The organism is Ruegeria sp. CI1 (assembly GCF_056536925.1).
Genome location: NZ_JBQFQP010000019.1, coordinates 17,160 through 30,691, shown reverse-complemented (window position 1 = coordinate 30,691; position 13,532 = coordinate 17,160). Strand labels below are relative to the sequence as shown.

The following is a 13,532-nucleotide window of genomic DNA, read 5'->3' as shown; positions in this document are numbered from 1 at the left end:
CCGGTTCAGCCGCGAACGACCATGACCGAACAATGAGCGTTTCGAACAACGCGGGCAAGGTTTGGCCCGATCTCGAAGTTTGGAAAATCACCCTCTGCCGAAGCCATCACGATAAGATCAAACGCACCCTTGTGGGCAAGCTTGAGGATTTCACGATACACGCTGCCTTCCTCAATATGAACTGTCACGTCGACAGCGCTACCACTAGCCAGTACGGCCTGCACAGCTTTTCTCACGTGCTCTTTAGCGCCGTGACCATAATTTTCCGGAAGGTTAGGCAACTTGATAATCTCGGGAACGACCGAAACAGCATGCAGTTCGGCACCATAAAATTTCGCCTGTTCCAGGGCTAGCGGCAGTGCCTTTTTCCACGACCGTTCATCGGTGTGATCAATCGGCAGCAGTATCTTTGTGGCCATCGGTCATCTCCTCGATAGTAGGAATTCGCTTTAAGGAGGCAGGGGGCCACCACGGCCCCCTGCCGACAGTTATTCGGCAGGTGTTCCGCCGGGTTCTTCCGATTTGCCGCCGCTGGCAAAGAACTCCTTCGTCAACTTGAAGACGATCGGGCTCAGCAGGGCCAGGGCGATCAGGTTCGGAATGGCCATCATGGCGTTCAGCGTATCGGCCAGCAGCCAGATGAAGCCCAGATCCGCAGTTGCGCCGAAGTAGATCGCAATGATCCAAAGGATGCGGTAGGGAAGCAGGGATTTCACGCCCAGCAGGAACTCAACGCATTTCTCGCCGTAGAAAGACCAGCCAAGGATGGTGGTGAAGGCAAAGATCGACAGAGCGATGGCGATGATCGAACCACCGATACCCGGCAATGTGGACTCAAACGCTAGCGAGGTCAGCGCCGCACCGGATTCACCCGATGTCCACGCACCAGACGAGATGATCGCCAGACCGGTAATCGAGCACACGATGATCGTGTCGATGAACGTACCCAGCATCGCAATCAGACCCTGATTGACCGGGCCTTTGGTCTCGGCTGCCGCGTGTGCAATCGGTGCCGAACCCAGACCGGCTTCGTTCGAGAACACACCACGTGCCACGCCAAAGCGAATTGCCATCCACACAGCCGCACCGGCAAATCCGCCTTCGGCGGCCGACGGGGTGAAGGCGTAGGTAAAGACCAGCGACAGGGCGGAACCGATGTTGCCGATGTTGATCAGCAGAACCAGCAGGCCGGCAGCGATGTAGGCAATTGCCATGAACGGAACCAGTTTACCGGCAACCGCGCCGATGCGGGTGATGCCGCCCAGGATAACAGCTGCGGTCAGAACCATCAGAACAACACCCGTGACCGAGGTGTTCAGGCCAAAGTTCGATTCCAGAACCTGAGCCACACCGTTTGCCTGCACGCCGTTGCCGATGCCGAAGGCAGCAATCGCGCCGAACAGGGCAAATGCAACGCCCAGCCAGGCCCATTTCGCGCCAAGACCGTTTTTGATGTAGTACATCGGGCCGCCAACATAGTTGCCCAGTTCGTCTTTCTCGCGGTATTTCACCGCGCAGACAGCCTCGGCATATTTGGTGGCCATGCCCACCAGGGCGGTCATCCACATCCAGAACAAGGCGCCCGGACCGCCCAGGAAGACAGCAGTGGCCACACCGGCGATGTTACCGGTACCGATGGTTGCCGACAGCGACGTCATCAGCGCGTTGAAGGGGCTGATCTGGCCTTCGCCCTGCCCTTCACGGCCTTTGAACAGCAGGCTGAAGCCCGTGCCAATGCGCAGGATCGGCATGAACTTCAGACCGACCTGCAAGAAGAAGCCGACGCCAAGGATGAGAACCAGCATCAGCGGCCCCCACACGACGCCATTGATGGCCCCTACGATTGAATTTAACGCTTCCATGGTTTCCCTCCCATTTGCGTTTGGTTTATGCCCCTTTGGCGATGGCCCGCTGACGGGCCTGCCGGAGAGCAGCGAAATCTTCGTCCGCATGGAACGACGACCGGGTCAGTGGAGTTGCTGACACGTGCAAAAAGCCCTTGGACCGGGCAATCTGTTCCAGTTGGGCGAACTCGTCCGGTGTCCAGAACCGGTCAATTGGATGGTGTTTCGGAGTTGGTTGCAGATATTGACCAATGGTCAGGAAATCGACCTGCGCAACCCGCAGGTCATCCATGACCTGACGCACATCCGCGAGCGTTTCTCCCAAGCCCACCATCAGGCCGGATTTAGTGAATATTTCGGGTTTGGCACGCTTGGCGTCATCCAGCAACCGCAGCGACGTGTAATACCGCGCGCCGGGACGGACGGTCGGATATAGGTGCGGCACGGTTTCCAGATTGTGGTTGAACACGTCGGGAGCGGCGTCAAAGACTGCTTTGGCGGCGTCGCCCTTGCCCAGAAAATCGGGGGTCAGAACTTCGACTGTGGTGCCCGGGTTCTGGTGGCGTACCGCCCGAATGGTCTGGGCAATATGCTCGGCCCCACCATCGGCCAGATCGTCGCGATCGACCGAGGTGATGACGACGTGGCGCAGGCCCAGCTTCTTGACCGCCGCCGCAACGCGACCGGGTTCGAAGGCGTCCAGCGCGTCGGGACGGCCAGTAGATACGTTGCAGAACGAACATCCGCGTGTGCAGACCTCGCCCATAATCATCATAGTTGCGTGCCGTTTGGACCAGCATTCGCCGATATTGGGGCAAGCAGCCTCTTCGCAAACTGTTGCCAGTTCATGATCCCGCATCAGGCGGCGGGTTTTATAGTACTCGCTGCCTTCGATCTTTTTCTTGCGAATCCACTCCGGTTTGCGCGGAATCGCGCTGTCAACCTTTCTGGCTTTCTCGGGATGGCGCAAACGGGGAACATTCATCGATCAGGTCCTCACGCGTGGATGGCGCGGCCCATGGCGTCAAGGCATGCTTCCTTAACTGCCTCACCCATCGCCGGATGAGCGTGGCAGGTTGCTGCCACTTCGGCCACCGTCACGCCCTTAGTCATCGCTAAAACGAGCTCGGCAATCAGGTCGCCTCCGTGCGCACCACAGATATGGGCACCCAGAATTCTACCATCCGGTCCGGCCAAGATCTTGACTGCGCCGTCCGTTTCACCCGTTGAACGCGCGCGAGAATTGGCCATGAATACGAATTTGCCAACACTGTATTCTGTACCAGCTTCTTTCAGTGCTTCTTCGGTCTGGCCAACGGATGCGACTTCGGGATCGGTATAAACCACTCCGGGAACCGTATTGTAGTCCACGTGCGCTTCCTGCCGCGCCATCATTTCAACGCAAGCAACGCCGTCTTCTTCCGCCTTATGGGCCAGCATCGGTCCAGGCACACAATCGCCAATGGCATAAAGTCCAGGAACCGAGGCTTCAAAGGAACTGTTGACCTCAATGTAGCCACGCGCGTTTGTTGCAACGCCTAGCTCTTCCAGCCCCAATCCGCGCGTTACGGGACGGCGGCCAACCGCAATCAGAACCTTGTCCGCTACCAGCTCTTCCTGCTTGTCCTTACCAACCCTCTCTAGGGTCAAAGTCAAACATTCGTCAGTCTTCTTAACCGACTTCAAAGCACGACCCAGTTGAAACTTAAGGCCGCGCTTGCTTAACGCTCTTTGTGCCAACTTTGCAATTTCACTGTCGACACCTGGCAAAACCCGATCCAGGTATTCAACAACAGTGACTTTGGCACCCAGACGCGCCCAGACCTGCCCCAACTCCAACCCAATGACACCCGCTCCGACAACGACCAGGTGATCTGGAACTTCTTCGAGCGCTAACGCACCGGTCGAACTGAGAATATCCTGCTCGTCGATTTCGATCCCCGGCAACGGCGTCGGCTCTGATCCGGTTGCTATCAGAATTCTATCTGCGTGGAAGATGTTTCCTCCGACGGATACCTTTCCCGGCGCTGGAATCGAGGCCCACCCCTCAATCAGGTCGACTCCGTTCTTCTTGAACAGAAAAGCAATTCCCTTGGTTAGATCGTCAACAATCTTATCTTTGCGGCCCATAAGCACCCGCAAATCAATACTGACCTCCTCGACCGCAATACCGTGGGAGGAGATATGCGAGAGTTCGGCATATTTGGCCGAAGAGGTCAGCAACGCTTTGGAGGGAATGCATCCAACGTTGAGGCATGTGCCGCCCAATGCGCCCCGACCTTCAACGCAGGCGACCTTCATTCCCAACTGCGCGGCACGAATTGCTGCCACATACCCGCCGGGTCCGCCGCCGATGACCACTAGATCGTAAGTGCTCACTGTTTTCCCTCCGAAAACAAGGTCTGAATTAGGGATTTCATCACTGTATGCGACGGCATGTCTCCTATAGGAAACTTTTTTCCTGAAATCAACATTTGATTTCGTCAGGAAATTTTGACTGGCGAATACATCAAAGCTAAAGTGATGGTGAGAAAAGGGGATTTTGACAATGGAACCCGTTCAAACCGAAGAAACCGGCATCGTAACCGAAGCAATTGAAGCGCCAGATGGCGAAACACTTGGGAAAATGATTCGCGATGCCCGAAAAGAAAAAGGGCTGACTCTGGAAGAGGCGGCTAAGGCGGCTGCGATCGGGCGATCTACTCTGTCGAAGATCGAAAACAACCAAACACGCCCGAGTTTTGAAATCATCCGACGGCTGATGCAGACACTGGAGTTAGAAACACCTCAGCTCTTTGTTCAATCCGCCCAAAGCGATATCTCGGGCCGGCGCGATTTCACTCGTTCTAGAGGCGGGGAGCATCAGGAAACCCGAACCTACGACCACGAGTTGCTGTGCACGGAGCTGACCAGCAAACGAATGCTGCCCTATATCAGTACGATCAAAGCCCGAGACGTGACGGAATTCGACAACTGGGTGCGCCATCGCGGTGAGGAGTTTATGTTCGTTCTCAGCGGCGAGGTGACGCTCTACACTGAACACTATCGCCCTCTTCAAATGAAAGCCGGGGATTCCGTTTACTATGACAGCGGCATGGGACACGGCTGCGTGTCGACCAGCAAAGAGGATGCCCGTGTTTTATGGGTTTCGCTGGCAGATTGACCGCAAGATGTCACTTTTGGGTCATTGGGGCCACAGCAGGAGACGACGGTCGCCGTTTTCGCCTATTGAGCCACGCGAATGTCGGCAACTTCAGCGAACCACGAATTCCGCATGCAACGCGCCCGCTGCCTTAATGGTTTTCAAGATATCAATCATGTCCCGCGGCGAGACACCCAATGCATTTAATCCTGTAATCACATCCGTTAGCGAAGTAGTGTCAGGAACTTCAGCTAGCCGCGTACCTTCATCCTCTTCGATGTCGGCCGTCGTACGCGGCACGATTACGGTTTGGCCGTCCGCAAAAGGGTTTGGTTGCACGACAATCGGCGATTCCTCGACGCGAAGTGTCAGATTTCCCTGAGACACCGCGACACGCGAAATCCGAACGTCATCACCCAAGACGATTGTTCCGGACCTCTGATCGACCACGACACGTGCCTTACGCTCCGGTTCCACAAGGATGTTTTCTATCCGACCTATGGCATGGGCTGTGGATAAAGTCCGCGTTGCGGAAATATCAAGTTGCACTGTGCCGGAATCGCGCATGATCGCAACTCTGTTGTTGAATTCGCGGTTGATAGCTACCTCAATCCGTCCCGCGGTGGTAAAATCAGGTTCGCGTAACGCCAATCGAAGCTGCGTCAGAGTGTTCAGATCAAACTCAATCTCTCGCTCGACCCGCGCGCCAGCGGGAATAACACCAGAAGTGGGCACACCCTGAACAATGGAGGCCGCCTCTCCTTCTACAGCCGCCCCACCAGCTAGAACAGTACCCTGGGCGACTGCATATATCTGACCATCTGCGGCATTCAGCGGCGTCATGATTAATGTGCCACCCAACAGACTTTTGGAATCTCCAATAGCTGAAACTGTCACGTCGATCTGGCTGCCGACCCGCGAAAATGGGGGCAGGCTTGCTGTTACCAAAACTGCCGCCACGTTTTTCGGGCGAAATTGCTCACCGGTTACATTGACACCCAGACGCTCGAGAATGGTCGACATGATTTCTTCGGTAAAGGGCGAGTTCCGCAACCCGTCACCTGTGCCATTCAGTCCAACCACCAGTCCGTATCCGATCAAATCGTTTCCTCGAACTCCATCGAAATCAACCAGATCCTTGAGCCGGATCGAATTCGCCCCAGAAAGATCTGGCATCAGCAAAACTATAAGAAATAGAAGAAGCCTCATCTCAGAAAATTAACCAGTGAAAGATTGGAATTTCGAACCGTGACCGAATACAAAGCCTCAAGCTGAAACTGTGCTTCTCGAAGTCGTGTTGCAGTTTCATATGGATCCGCACCAATCAAATTGCCCTTCGTGTATTCTAAGCTGGTTTGAGTAACGGAGTTTCTGATCACAGCTTGTTCCACGCGTGCCTCGGCTGTTCCGATCTCTGCTCGCGTGTTCAGGACGGCATCATTCGTGTTGGTCAAGTCTTCTCCCATGGACTTGAGAAGCTCGGCTTGCTGACCCTTCGGCAACCCCAAAGCTGAGTCGGACGCCAATGCGGCTAAAGCCATCGCGCGTAGTACATCCCGAAACACCTTGTCATCCGCCGTTGAGGAAAGACTTATCTGATCGGTTTCCGATACGCGCATCGGTGCCAAGCTGTTTTCAGATCCACGATACATAACGGCCCGAAAACCGGCAGGGTCATCAAACCAATCGCTCGCGGCCTGCTGGACTTCATGAGCAGTCGCCGATCCGGAGACTTCGGCGCGCAGCGCTGACAGAAGTGTTTCGGTCGCTTCAAGCGGTACCGTGTCCGTCGCCATTCCCGAAAAAAGAGAACGCCCACCGGCCTGCGTATTAAGTGTCGATATCACAGTTTCCAGATCATTCCGCGCCTGAACACTTGCCTGTTCGTAAGTGACAGCTTGATTGGAAGAACCAAAAGAAAGGAGTGACGCAGATAACCTAGATACACTATCATTGATGACCGTCAGGCTTCCCTGCATTCCGGCGGCAAGCAGTCCAGCTTCAGATGTGACAACTCGAAAGCCATCAAGTCGCTCCAGCATGCGGTCGAGGTCCACGATCTGCGAATAGTCACCCCTTAGCTTTGCGGACAGATCCGATACCCGGCCCGATGACAACTCGTAGGAGAGCGTTTCAATCTGCTGCTTTATCACGGTGCTGCGGGATTGCAGCGACAACCCTCGGGCAAGATCACCAATCGTGTTCATAACCATGCCTTACAACCTCAAAAGAGTTTCCATTAATTCATCCAAAACCTGGATCATCCTCGCATTGGCCGAATAGGATTGCTCGATCCTCATCAGATTCTGCAGTTCCGCATCGGTGTCCACGCCCTGCTCACTCTCAATGCGTTGCATCTCGAGTTTCGAGGCCGCAAAATATGCAGCTCGAGCGCCAGTTGTTTGGACGCTCTGTCCGGTTTTGGACAACAAGGCTGTGCTGATCTCGGCGGCGGACATTTCGCCAGTGCCGAACCGGGAAGACGGAAGGACCCGAGTGCTGCTCAGTGCATCCGAAAATCTGTGCAAAAGCCTGGCATCACCTTGTTCTCCTGGTACTGCCGCATAGAGGCCATCTCGCAGCTTCCAGCTGTGGCCGCCAATGACGGGGTCGACGACGGGGTTCAATTGAATACGTCCTGCTAAACCGGTTTCAATTGAGGCGTCGAACCTGCTGCCATTGTCGGTGAACAGCCCCGGATCGGTTACGCCAAGTGTCGAATCCAGCCCTGGTGCCTCGAACCGCTCAATCAGGTCGCGAGCCAAAATATCCAGATCCGCCTGCGCCTCGATGGCGATATCGTCACGAATTTCGAACAATGCCGCAAGACTGCCACCGGGAATCGAGGAGTTTTCCCCCGATATCCGAGCTTGAGTGCCATTGATCTCTAATCCTGACAGCAAATCATTGTCGATTGTCATATGTGAAAGAGTCGCCCCTGTAACTGAAAAGGAAAACTCAGCTGCACGACCTTCCAAAAGAATTGCCCCCCCATTCGAATAGAGAGAAACCTGCTCGTTTTCCCTATTGATGACCCTGACAGGAATTATTTCGTTGACCGTGTCAACTAATGTCTGCCGCTGATCGAGAAGACCCGAAATGCGTCCTCCGGAGTTCAGTATTGCGGGGATTCGCGCGTTGAGCGCTTCGATCCCCTTGAGCGCCGAATTTAATCTGTCAACCTGTTGCCCTATACGCCGGTCTGCATCCGATCGAAGAGCCTGTATTCCGGCAGCAGCGCGATTTATGCCATCGCTCAGATTACGAGCGTTTATCACAACCTGATCAAGACGGGTCGCGGAACCGGGATCACTGGCCGCCGCGATAAGGCTGCTTTCCAGATTCGCTAGCCGGTTCGCAATAGAGTAAGAATCATCCACCGTTCCAACAAGCTTCTCGAAGGAGCTGAAGAATCCACCAAGAATGGATGAACTGGCATGGCTGGCGTCAGCCATTCTTCGATTTGCCGTCAAGACTGGATCGCTGTGCCGCGTAATGCCAACAATCTTAACCCCATTACCAGATATTGAACTGCTCTCCAGCTCTACTGATTGTCGAGAGTACCCAGGAGTCAGGGCGTTCGAAATATTGTCCGAGACAACTGCAGCCCCGCGACTGGCGGCGGTTAGGCCACTAAGCGCGCTCTGAAATGCCGTGGAAAGATTCATTTCTAAGTTCCTTCATGCTCACGGGCTTCAACGCTTGATATTCGTCGTCTCCTGCAACATTTCGTCGACCGTTTGAATGACTTTGGCGCTGGATGAATAGGCTCGTTGCGTCTGGATCATGGCGGTCAGCTCAGTCGCCACATCGGTGGTCGATTCTTCACGCGCAAAGGAAATGAGGTCTCCAGTGGGGCCTTCACCTGCATTCCAAAGAAAGTACGTGCCGCTCTCGCGAGACGGAGAATAGGTCTGACTGTCTAATGCGTTCAACCCGTTTGGATTTGGAACGTCAACGAGCGGGATCTGAAAGACGCGGCGGCTGACGCCAGTGTCATAGAAGGCATAGACAAATCCGTTTTCATCTACCTCCACGCTGGTCATCGTGCCTACGGCGGATCCGTCACGAGTAATCGAAACAGGTGCGAACGTATCGGACAGTTGGGTGATCCCATTCGAATCTCCCAACTGTCCGATGTTGATCTCCATCGGCCCGCCGGCAACATTTACCAAAACACTGCCTGTCGACGGGTCGTACGCACCGCCCGACACTGTGGTAACACTGGCAAGCGTCCCACCAGTCGTGCGACTATCATCGAACGTCAGCGTGTATTCTCCGATCAACGCCCCACCCGACCCAGAATCGCGCAGGAACATAGTCCACTCGTTGCTGACACCCGATGCGGGAATGGTTGGAATCAGCTCGATGTTGACGTTTTCCGATTTACCAAGGTTATCGTAATACTCCACTGACAGCGGCTGCGTGTCGCCTGAAGAGCCCGCCTCGGTTCCAGTTGCGGGCAAATTCATTCTAAGTGTCATCTGCGTCGTCGGAGAGCCTGAAAGCTGGTTTACACTCAATTGCACGGGTCGCAAGCCAGCAGGGGTGTCCCGTGGAAGGTTCGGAATCGACCCATCTGGGGCAGCGGGCCAGCCCAACAATACAAGCCCCGATTCCGTGACCAGATACCCTTCCTCATTAGTTCGGAACGAACCCGTTGTTGCCAGCAACATTTCAGTCGCGTCCGACGAAATCTGCGAACTTGGTGCGACGGGCAACATACCGCGCCCACGCACTGCCAAGTCCGTGGAATTGTTGGTTGTGACCAGTGAACCTCGCTGATCGATCAACCGTTGGCTCGTCGTGCGAACACCACCAGCAGAATAAGCGCCACCGGAACTCGAAGTAACCATGGAGTGGAAATCTGTTTCGACCCTTTTGTATCCAAAGGTCGAAGAATTCGCAATGTTGTCGGAAATGGTGGCCAGCTTATTGGCGTTGGCTTTCAGCGCCGCGACACCAGCATTCAGTGAAGAGGAAATGGTCATCAGGGCGCCTTTCTGCTTCCGTTTGTTGGACTGTGATGCAACGTTTAGCGCACGGGAACTTAACAACGCGCTAATAGGAAAAATGCGTGCTATCCCGAGCTATCAGTGTCGTAGGAATATGATTTCGATCCTATTGTTGCGTGCAGCCATCGGGTTTTCTTCCACCGGTTTTCTGTCAGCATGCCCGATGACTCTCTGAATGCGCTCAGGTTTAACGCCGAACCGTCCCAGAATTAGTCGTGTCTGACTGGCGCGCGTCGAGGACAAATCCCAAGTCGGATTGTTAGCGAGGGTCACAGGATAGGCCCGAACGTGGCTGCCAACGGCAATCTCATTGGTTACTACGTCAGACGATCTTGCCACCGCTCGGATCAGATCTCGCATCAACTGGGTCGGCTCATCCGTATCTCCATCAAACAACGGAGCGCTTTCCGTGGCGAACAACTCGACGACCAGCCCCTCGTCAGTGACTTTCGTCACGATATGTTCCAACTGTTTCTTGGATAAAAGGCTTTCACCGCTTCTTCCCATCAACCTGGCTTGAAGCGTGGTGAAATCTTCGGTGTTCTTCGGGTCGGCGCCCATCCGGTTCACGCCGCTCGAACCGCGCGCGCGCATTGCGTCCGCCGGATTGCGGCGTGTTGCGCCCGACCCATCCATGACAAGGGTCTTCTCTGAAAACATGCTTTCGCCACCAAAAGCGCCATCACCTCCGCCCGATATGGGGTTTACCTGGATGGTTGGCGAAAAATAGTCCGCCAGACCTTTTCGTTGTTTTTCAGTTGTTGCATTCAACAGCCACATCAACATGAAGAAGGCCATCATAGCCGTCACGAAATCCGCGTATGCGACTTTCCACGCGCCTCCGTGGTGACCTTCGCCACCTACGCTGCGCTTCTTCTTGATGATGATTGGCGCCGTATTTGATCGCGCACCCATCTCCACCACCTTGTATCACCCAACGGAAGGGATAGCAGCGCGAACATTAATGCCATCATAATATTTAAAAATGTCAGTAAACTGTTTGGACGGATCTACCTTGCCTGGCCGGATCTGGAGCGCCTCAAAATCAGCGAAAGCCGCTCGAAGCTATCATTGGGATCGTTGGCGTCGGCCTTGGCAAAAAAAGCATCAAGCTCGCCATGAACTCGAATGGCTTGATCCAGTTGAAGGTCGGAACCTTCGTTATAAAGGCCCGCCTTGACCAAGACTTCGGATTGCTCGTAACGACCAAGCAGTTTGCGTACTTCGGCAATGATTTCGTTCTCTTCAGGGCTGGCTGCCTCGGGCAGGCTGCGGGAGATTGAACGAGAGACGTCAATGGCTGGGAAGCGTCCGCGTTCCGCGATATCGCGACTGAGCACAACATGGCCATCTAGAGTGCCCCGTAGGATATCAGCAATGGGTTCATCCATATCCGATCCCGCAACAAGCACGCTGAAAACGGCGGTGATATCCCCTTGCTCAGATGTCCCCGGCCCTGCACGTTCGCATAACCCCGCAATTAATGAAGTTACCGATGGGGGATAACCCCTCAGCGCGGGAACTTCTCCGCTTGCTGTTGCGACCTCACGGTGTGCTTCGGCGAACCGGGTCACCGAATCGGCAAGGAACAGAACACTCAGCCCCTGATCTCTGAAAAATTCGGCAACCGACATAGCCGCCCAAGCACAACGCCTGCGCGCCAAAGCCGGTTGATCTGACGTAGCCGCAACGACAACGGTGCGAGCCATACCTTGAACCCCGAGCGCCTTTTCTACGAATTCATTGACTTCGCGGCCGCGTTCTCCAATCAGCGCGACTACCACTACATCGACCTGCATGAATTTGGCCAGAGTGGCCAGCAACGTGGATTTTCCAACACCAGACCCCGCGAACAAACCGATCCGTTGGCCACGCACTATCGGCAAAATCGTATTCAGAACCGCCAAGCCGGTCGCCATGCGTACGCCCAACGCCTTACGCTCAACAGCTGGTGGCGGCGCCGGTATCAAGTTTCGAGCCTGAATGCCGCGCAAAAGTGGCCTGCCGTCCAATGGCTTTCCATAAGCGTCAATAACGCGGCCAATCCAGTGCTGGCCCGGCGCAAATGACTTGGCGGGTTTCAGCGAAACTCGATCGCCAAGGCTAACCCCCTCAGGCGCGGCATCCGGCAACATGTGACACGTATCACGCCCGACATAAAGGACTTCCCCCGTCAAGGGCGGCCCGGATTTGCGCTGTACACAGAGCCGATCACCAACGCTTGCCGAGTTCGCAATATTCTTAATGTCGATGACACCGCGTGCAACACTGATTACCCGCCCCACGTGACGTACATAGCTCAGTTCCTTGAACTCTGCGTCCAACATCCTTGGTTCAGGTGCATGCATCGAAATTTGCTCCTCTGGTGCTCGACAACGGTTTCTAAAGGAATCGGGGTTAAGCCTTGATTGAAATTGATCGAGGGAGAAACCCCGATGTTCACTGATCTGAACGTCTTTAAGACAGCGTACGCAATGGCAACGCATGCCGGGCAACGGCAATCTGTCATTGCTCGTAATATGGCGAATGCTGATACGCCCGGATACCAGGCCCGCGATATTCAAGCATTCGAAAAGGTGTTCGAACAGTCGTCCTCAGGCGTCGAGATGCGGGCGAGTCGAGCGCTCCATTTGAATGGTCAAGACTCCGACAACTACACCTGGCCGGAGACTCTGGCCAACGGACCAGAGGAACTGAACGGCAACAACGTTTCGATCGAAGAAGAGATGTTAAAGGCCGTAGATATCAAGCGGCAACACGACCGGGCTCTGGCCATTTATCGGTCTTCTCTCAACGTGTTGCGCATCAGCCTCGGAAAATCGTGAGGCTGGGGTGGACAATGAGTGAGTTTTCAAAATCCCTCGCCACTTCGGCCAGCGCATTGCGCGCACAGGCAACTCGGTTGCGACACGTTTCAGAGAACATCTCGAACGCCGACACACCCGGATATCGCCGCAAGACCATTCCGTTTGAGACAGTAAATTCGGATGCAGGCAGCCTCGTTCAAGCAGGTCGCGTTCGCCTTGATCGCCGCGACCTCAGTCGCGTTTTCGATCCCGGCCACCCTATGGCGGATGAAACCGGCCACTATGAGGGTTCGAATGTCGATCTGATGATTGAAGTCGCCGACGCCCGCGAAGCTCAACGCAGCTATGAGGCCAACCTCAAGTTATTCGACCAGGCCCGACAGATGTCGGCTAGCCTGATGGATTTGTTACGAAAATAAAGGACAGCCAGAATGGATATCCTCACCTCTACAGCAGCACAAAACTACGCCTCGGCCCGCCCAGCAACACGACCCGACTTGACTCAAGACAGTGCCGCCCAAAACCTGCACAAGGCGGGTTTGGATTTCGCCTCCGCTTTGAAACATAGTGAAGAGCTGGTCCAATCCTCCATGGTGGGACAGGTTGATCCGCATTCGCTAGTTCAGGCGCTGGCGCAAACTGAACTGGCAGTCGAAACCGCAGTAACGGTTCGCAACAAGGTTGTCGAAGCCTATCAGGAAATTCTGCGCATGCCGGTTTAATC

Annotated in this window: 14 protein-coding genes; 4 read left to right on the top strand and 10 right to left on the bottom strand. The window is 54.8% G+C overall.

The features are described 5' to 3' along the window. Positions 1–5 precede the first annotated feature (5 nt). The 4 genes from ACR0LZ_RS19025 to lpdA all read right to left on the bottom strand — a co-directional run bounded on the left by ACR0LZ_RS19025 (position 6) and on the right by lpdA (position 4,223). Positions 6–419 (bottom strand): universal stress protein, encoded by a 414-nt coding sequence (locus tag ACR0LZ_RS19025; RefSeq protein WP_480751636.1) that lies wholly within the window; start codon positions 417–419, stop codon positions 6–8. 69 nt (positions 420–488) lie between these two features. Next, on the bottom strand, positions 489–1,862 hold the full coding sequence (locus tag ACR0LZ_RS19020) for an alanine/glycine:cation symporter family protein (RefSeq protein WP_480751634.1): 1,374 nt from the start codon (positions 1,860–1,862) through the stop codon (positions 489–491). Between the two features lie 25 nt (positions 1,863–1,887). After that, the gene (gene lipA, locus ACR0LZ_RS19015) at positions 1,888–2,829 is read right to left on the bottom strand and encodes a lipoyl synthase (protein WP_480751632.1); all 942 of its coding nucleotides are present in this window, start codon (positions 2,827–2,829) and stop codon (positions 1,888–1,890) included. A gap of 11 nt (positions 2,830–2,840) precedes the next feature. Beyond that, the gene (lpdA, locus tag ACR0LZ_RS19010) at positions 2,841–4,223 is read right to left on the bottom strand and encodes a dihydrolipoyl dehydrogenase (RefSeq protein ID WP_480751631.1); all 1,383 of its coding nucleotides are present in this window, start codon (positions 4,221–4,223) and stop codon (positions 2,841–2,843) included. Between the two features lie 169 nt (positions 4,224–4,392). Between lpdA and ACR0LZ_RS19005 the strand changes: the two genes are divergently transcribed. Continuing rightward, positions 4,393–5,007 carry a helix-turn-helix domain-containing protein gene (locus tag ACR0LZ_RS19005; RefSeq protein ID WP_480751629.1) on the top strand — a complete coding sequence of 205 codons (615 nt, stop codon included), beginning with the start codon at positions 4,393–4,395 and terminating at the stop codon, positions 5,005–5,007. Between the two features lie 90 nt (positions 5,008–5,097). Here ACR0LZ_RS19005 and ACR0LZ_RS19000 read toward each other — a convergent pair whose 3' ends face one another. The 6 genes from ACR0LZ_RS19000 to ACR0LZ_RS18975 form a co-directional block, all read right to left on the bottom strand. After that, on the bottom strand, positions 5,098–6,195 hold the full coding sequence (locus tag ACR0LZ_RS19000; protein ID WP_480751628.1) for a flagellar basal body P-ring protein FlgI: 1,098 nt from the start codon (positions 6,193–6,195) through the stop codon (positions 5,098–5,100). Beyond that, positions 6,192–7,199, bottom strand: coding sequence for a flagellin (locus ACR0LZ_RS18995; protein ID WP_480751626.1), 1,008 nt, complete (start codon positions 7,197–7,199; stop codon positions 6,192–6,194). The genes ACR0LZ_RS19000 and ACR0LZ_RS18995 overlap by 4 nt, the downstream gene beginning before the upstream one ends. A 3-nt stretch (positions 7,200–7,202) precedes the next feature. Continuing rightward, positions 7,203–8,654, bottom strand: coding sequence for a flagellar hook-associated protein FlgK (flgK, locus tag ACR0LZ_RS18990; protein WP_480751624.1), 1,452 nt, complete (start codon positions 8,652–8,654; stop codon positions 7,203–7,205). A 27-nt stretch (positions 8,655–8,681) separates the two neighbouring features. After that, entirely contained in the window at positions 8,682–9,977 is a 1,296-nt protein-coding gene (locus ACR0LZ_RS18985; RefSeq protein ID WP_480751623.1) for a flagellar hook protein FlgE, read from the bottom strand. Positions 9,978–10,079: 102 nt separating this feature from the next. After that, positions 10,080–10,916 carry a flagellar motor protein MotB gene (locus ACR0LZ_RS18980; RefSeq protein WP_480751621.1) on the bottom strand — a complete coding sequence of 279 codons (837 nt, stop codon included), beginning with the start codon at positions 10,914–10,916 and terminating at the stop codon, positions 10,080–10,082. Positions 10,917–11,011: 95 nt separating this feature from the next. Next, complete coding sequence (locus ACR0LZ_RS18975) at positions 11,012–12,349, bottom strand: FliI/YscN family ATPase (protein ID WP_480751619.1); 1,338 nt, start codon at positions 12,347–12,349, stop codon at positions 11,012–11,014. A gap of 87 nt (positions 12,350–12,436) precedes the next feature. Between ACR0LZ_RS18975 and ACR0LZ_RS18970 the strand changes: the two genes are divergently transcribed. Genes ACR0LZ_RS18970 through fliE form a run of 3 tightly spaced genes read left to right on the top strand, consistent with a single transcriptional unit; the run spans position 12,437 to position 13,530 of the window. Further along, positions 12,437–12,826: a FlgB family protein gene (locus tag ACR0LZ_RS18970; protein WP_480751618.1), complete on the top strand. Its 390-nt coding sequence runs from the start codon at positions 12,437–12,439 to the stop codon at positions 12,824–12,826. Between the two features lie 14 nt (positions 12,827–12,840). Then, positions 12,841–13,227: a flagellar basal body rod protein FlgC gene (gene flgC / locus ACR0LZ_RS18965; protein WP_480751616.1), complete on the top strand. Its 387-nt coding sequence runs from the start codon at positions 12,841–12,843 to the stop codon at positions 13,225–13,227. Between the two features lie 12 nt (positions 13,228–13,239). Continuing rightward, complete coding sequence (fliE, locus tag ACR0LZ_RS18960) at positions 13,240–13,530, top strand: flagellar hook-basal body complex protein FliE (protein ID WP_480751615.1); 291 nt, start codon at positions 13,240–13,242, stop codon at positions 13,528–13,530. Positions 13,531–13,532 lie beyond the last annotated feature (2 nt).

Excerpts from the sequence above, each read along its gene's own strand:
- ACR0LZ_RS19025 (WP_480751636.1), bottom strand. The coding sequence starts at position 419 with ATGGCCACAAAGATACTGCTGCCGATTGATCACACCGATGAACGGTCG.
- ACR0LZ_RS19020 (WP_480751634.1), bottom strand. The coding sequence starts at position 1,862 with ATGGAAGCGTTAAATTCAATCGTAGGGGCCATCAATGGCGTCGTGTGG.
- lipA (WP_480751632.1), bottom strand. The coding sequence starts at position 2,829 with ATGAATGTTCCCCGTTTGCGCCATCCCGAGAAAGCCAGAAAGGTTGAC.
- ACR0LZ_RS19005 (WP_480751629.1), top strand. The coding sequence starts at position 4,393 with ATGGAACCCGTTCAAACCGAAGAAACCGGCATCGTAACCGAAGCAATT.
- ACR0LZ_RS19000 (WP_480751628.1), bottom strand. The coding sequence starts at position 6,195 with ATGAGGCTTCTTCTATTTCTTATAGTTTTGCTGATGCCAGATCTTTCT.
- ACR0LZ_RS18995 (WP_480751626.1), bottom strand. The coding sequence starts at position 7,199 with ATGGTTATGAACACGATTGGTGATCTTGCCCGAGGGTTGTCGCTGCAA.
- flgK (WP_480751624.1), bottom strand. The coding sequence starts at position 8,654 with ATGAATCTTTCCACGGCATTTCAGAGCGCGCTTAGTGGCCTAACCGCC.
- ACR0LZ_RS18985 (WP_480751623.1), bottom strand. The coding sequence starts at position 9,977 with ATGACCATTTCCTCTTCACTGAATGCTGGTGTCGCGGCGCTGAAAGCC.
- ACR0LZ_RS18980 (WP_480751621.1), bottom strand. The coding sequence starts at position 10,916 with ATGGGTGCGCGATCAAATACGGCGCCAATCATCATCAAGAAGAAGCGC.
- ACR0LZ_RS18975 (WP_480751619.1), bottom strand. The coding sequence starts at position 12,349 with ATGCATGCACCTGAACCAAGGATGTTGGACGCAGAGTTCAAGGAACTG.
- ACR0LZ_RS18970 (WP_480751618.1), top strand. The coding sequence starts at position 12,437 with ATGTTCACTGATCTGAACGTCTTTAAGACAGCGTACGCAATGGCAACG.
- flgC (WP_480751616.1), top strand. The coding sequence starts at position 12,841 with ATGAGTGAGTTTTCAAAATCCCTCGCCACTTCGGCCAGCGCATTGCGC.
- fliE (WP_480751615.1), top strand. The coding sequence starts at position 13,240 with ATGGATATCCTCACCTCTACAGCAGCACAAAACTACGCCTCGGCCCGC.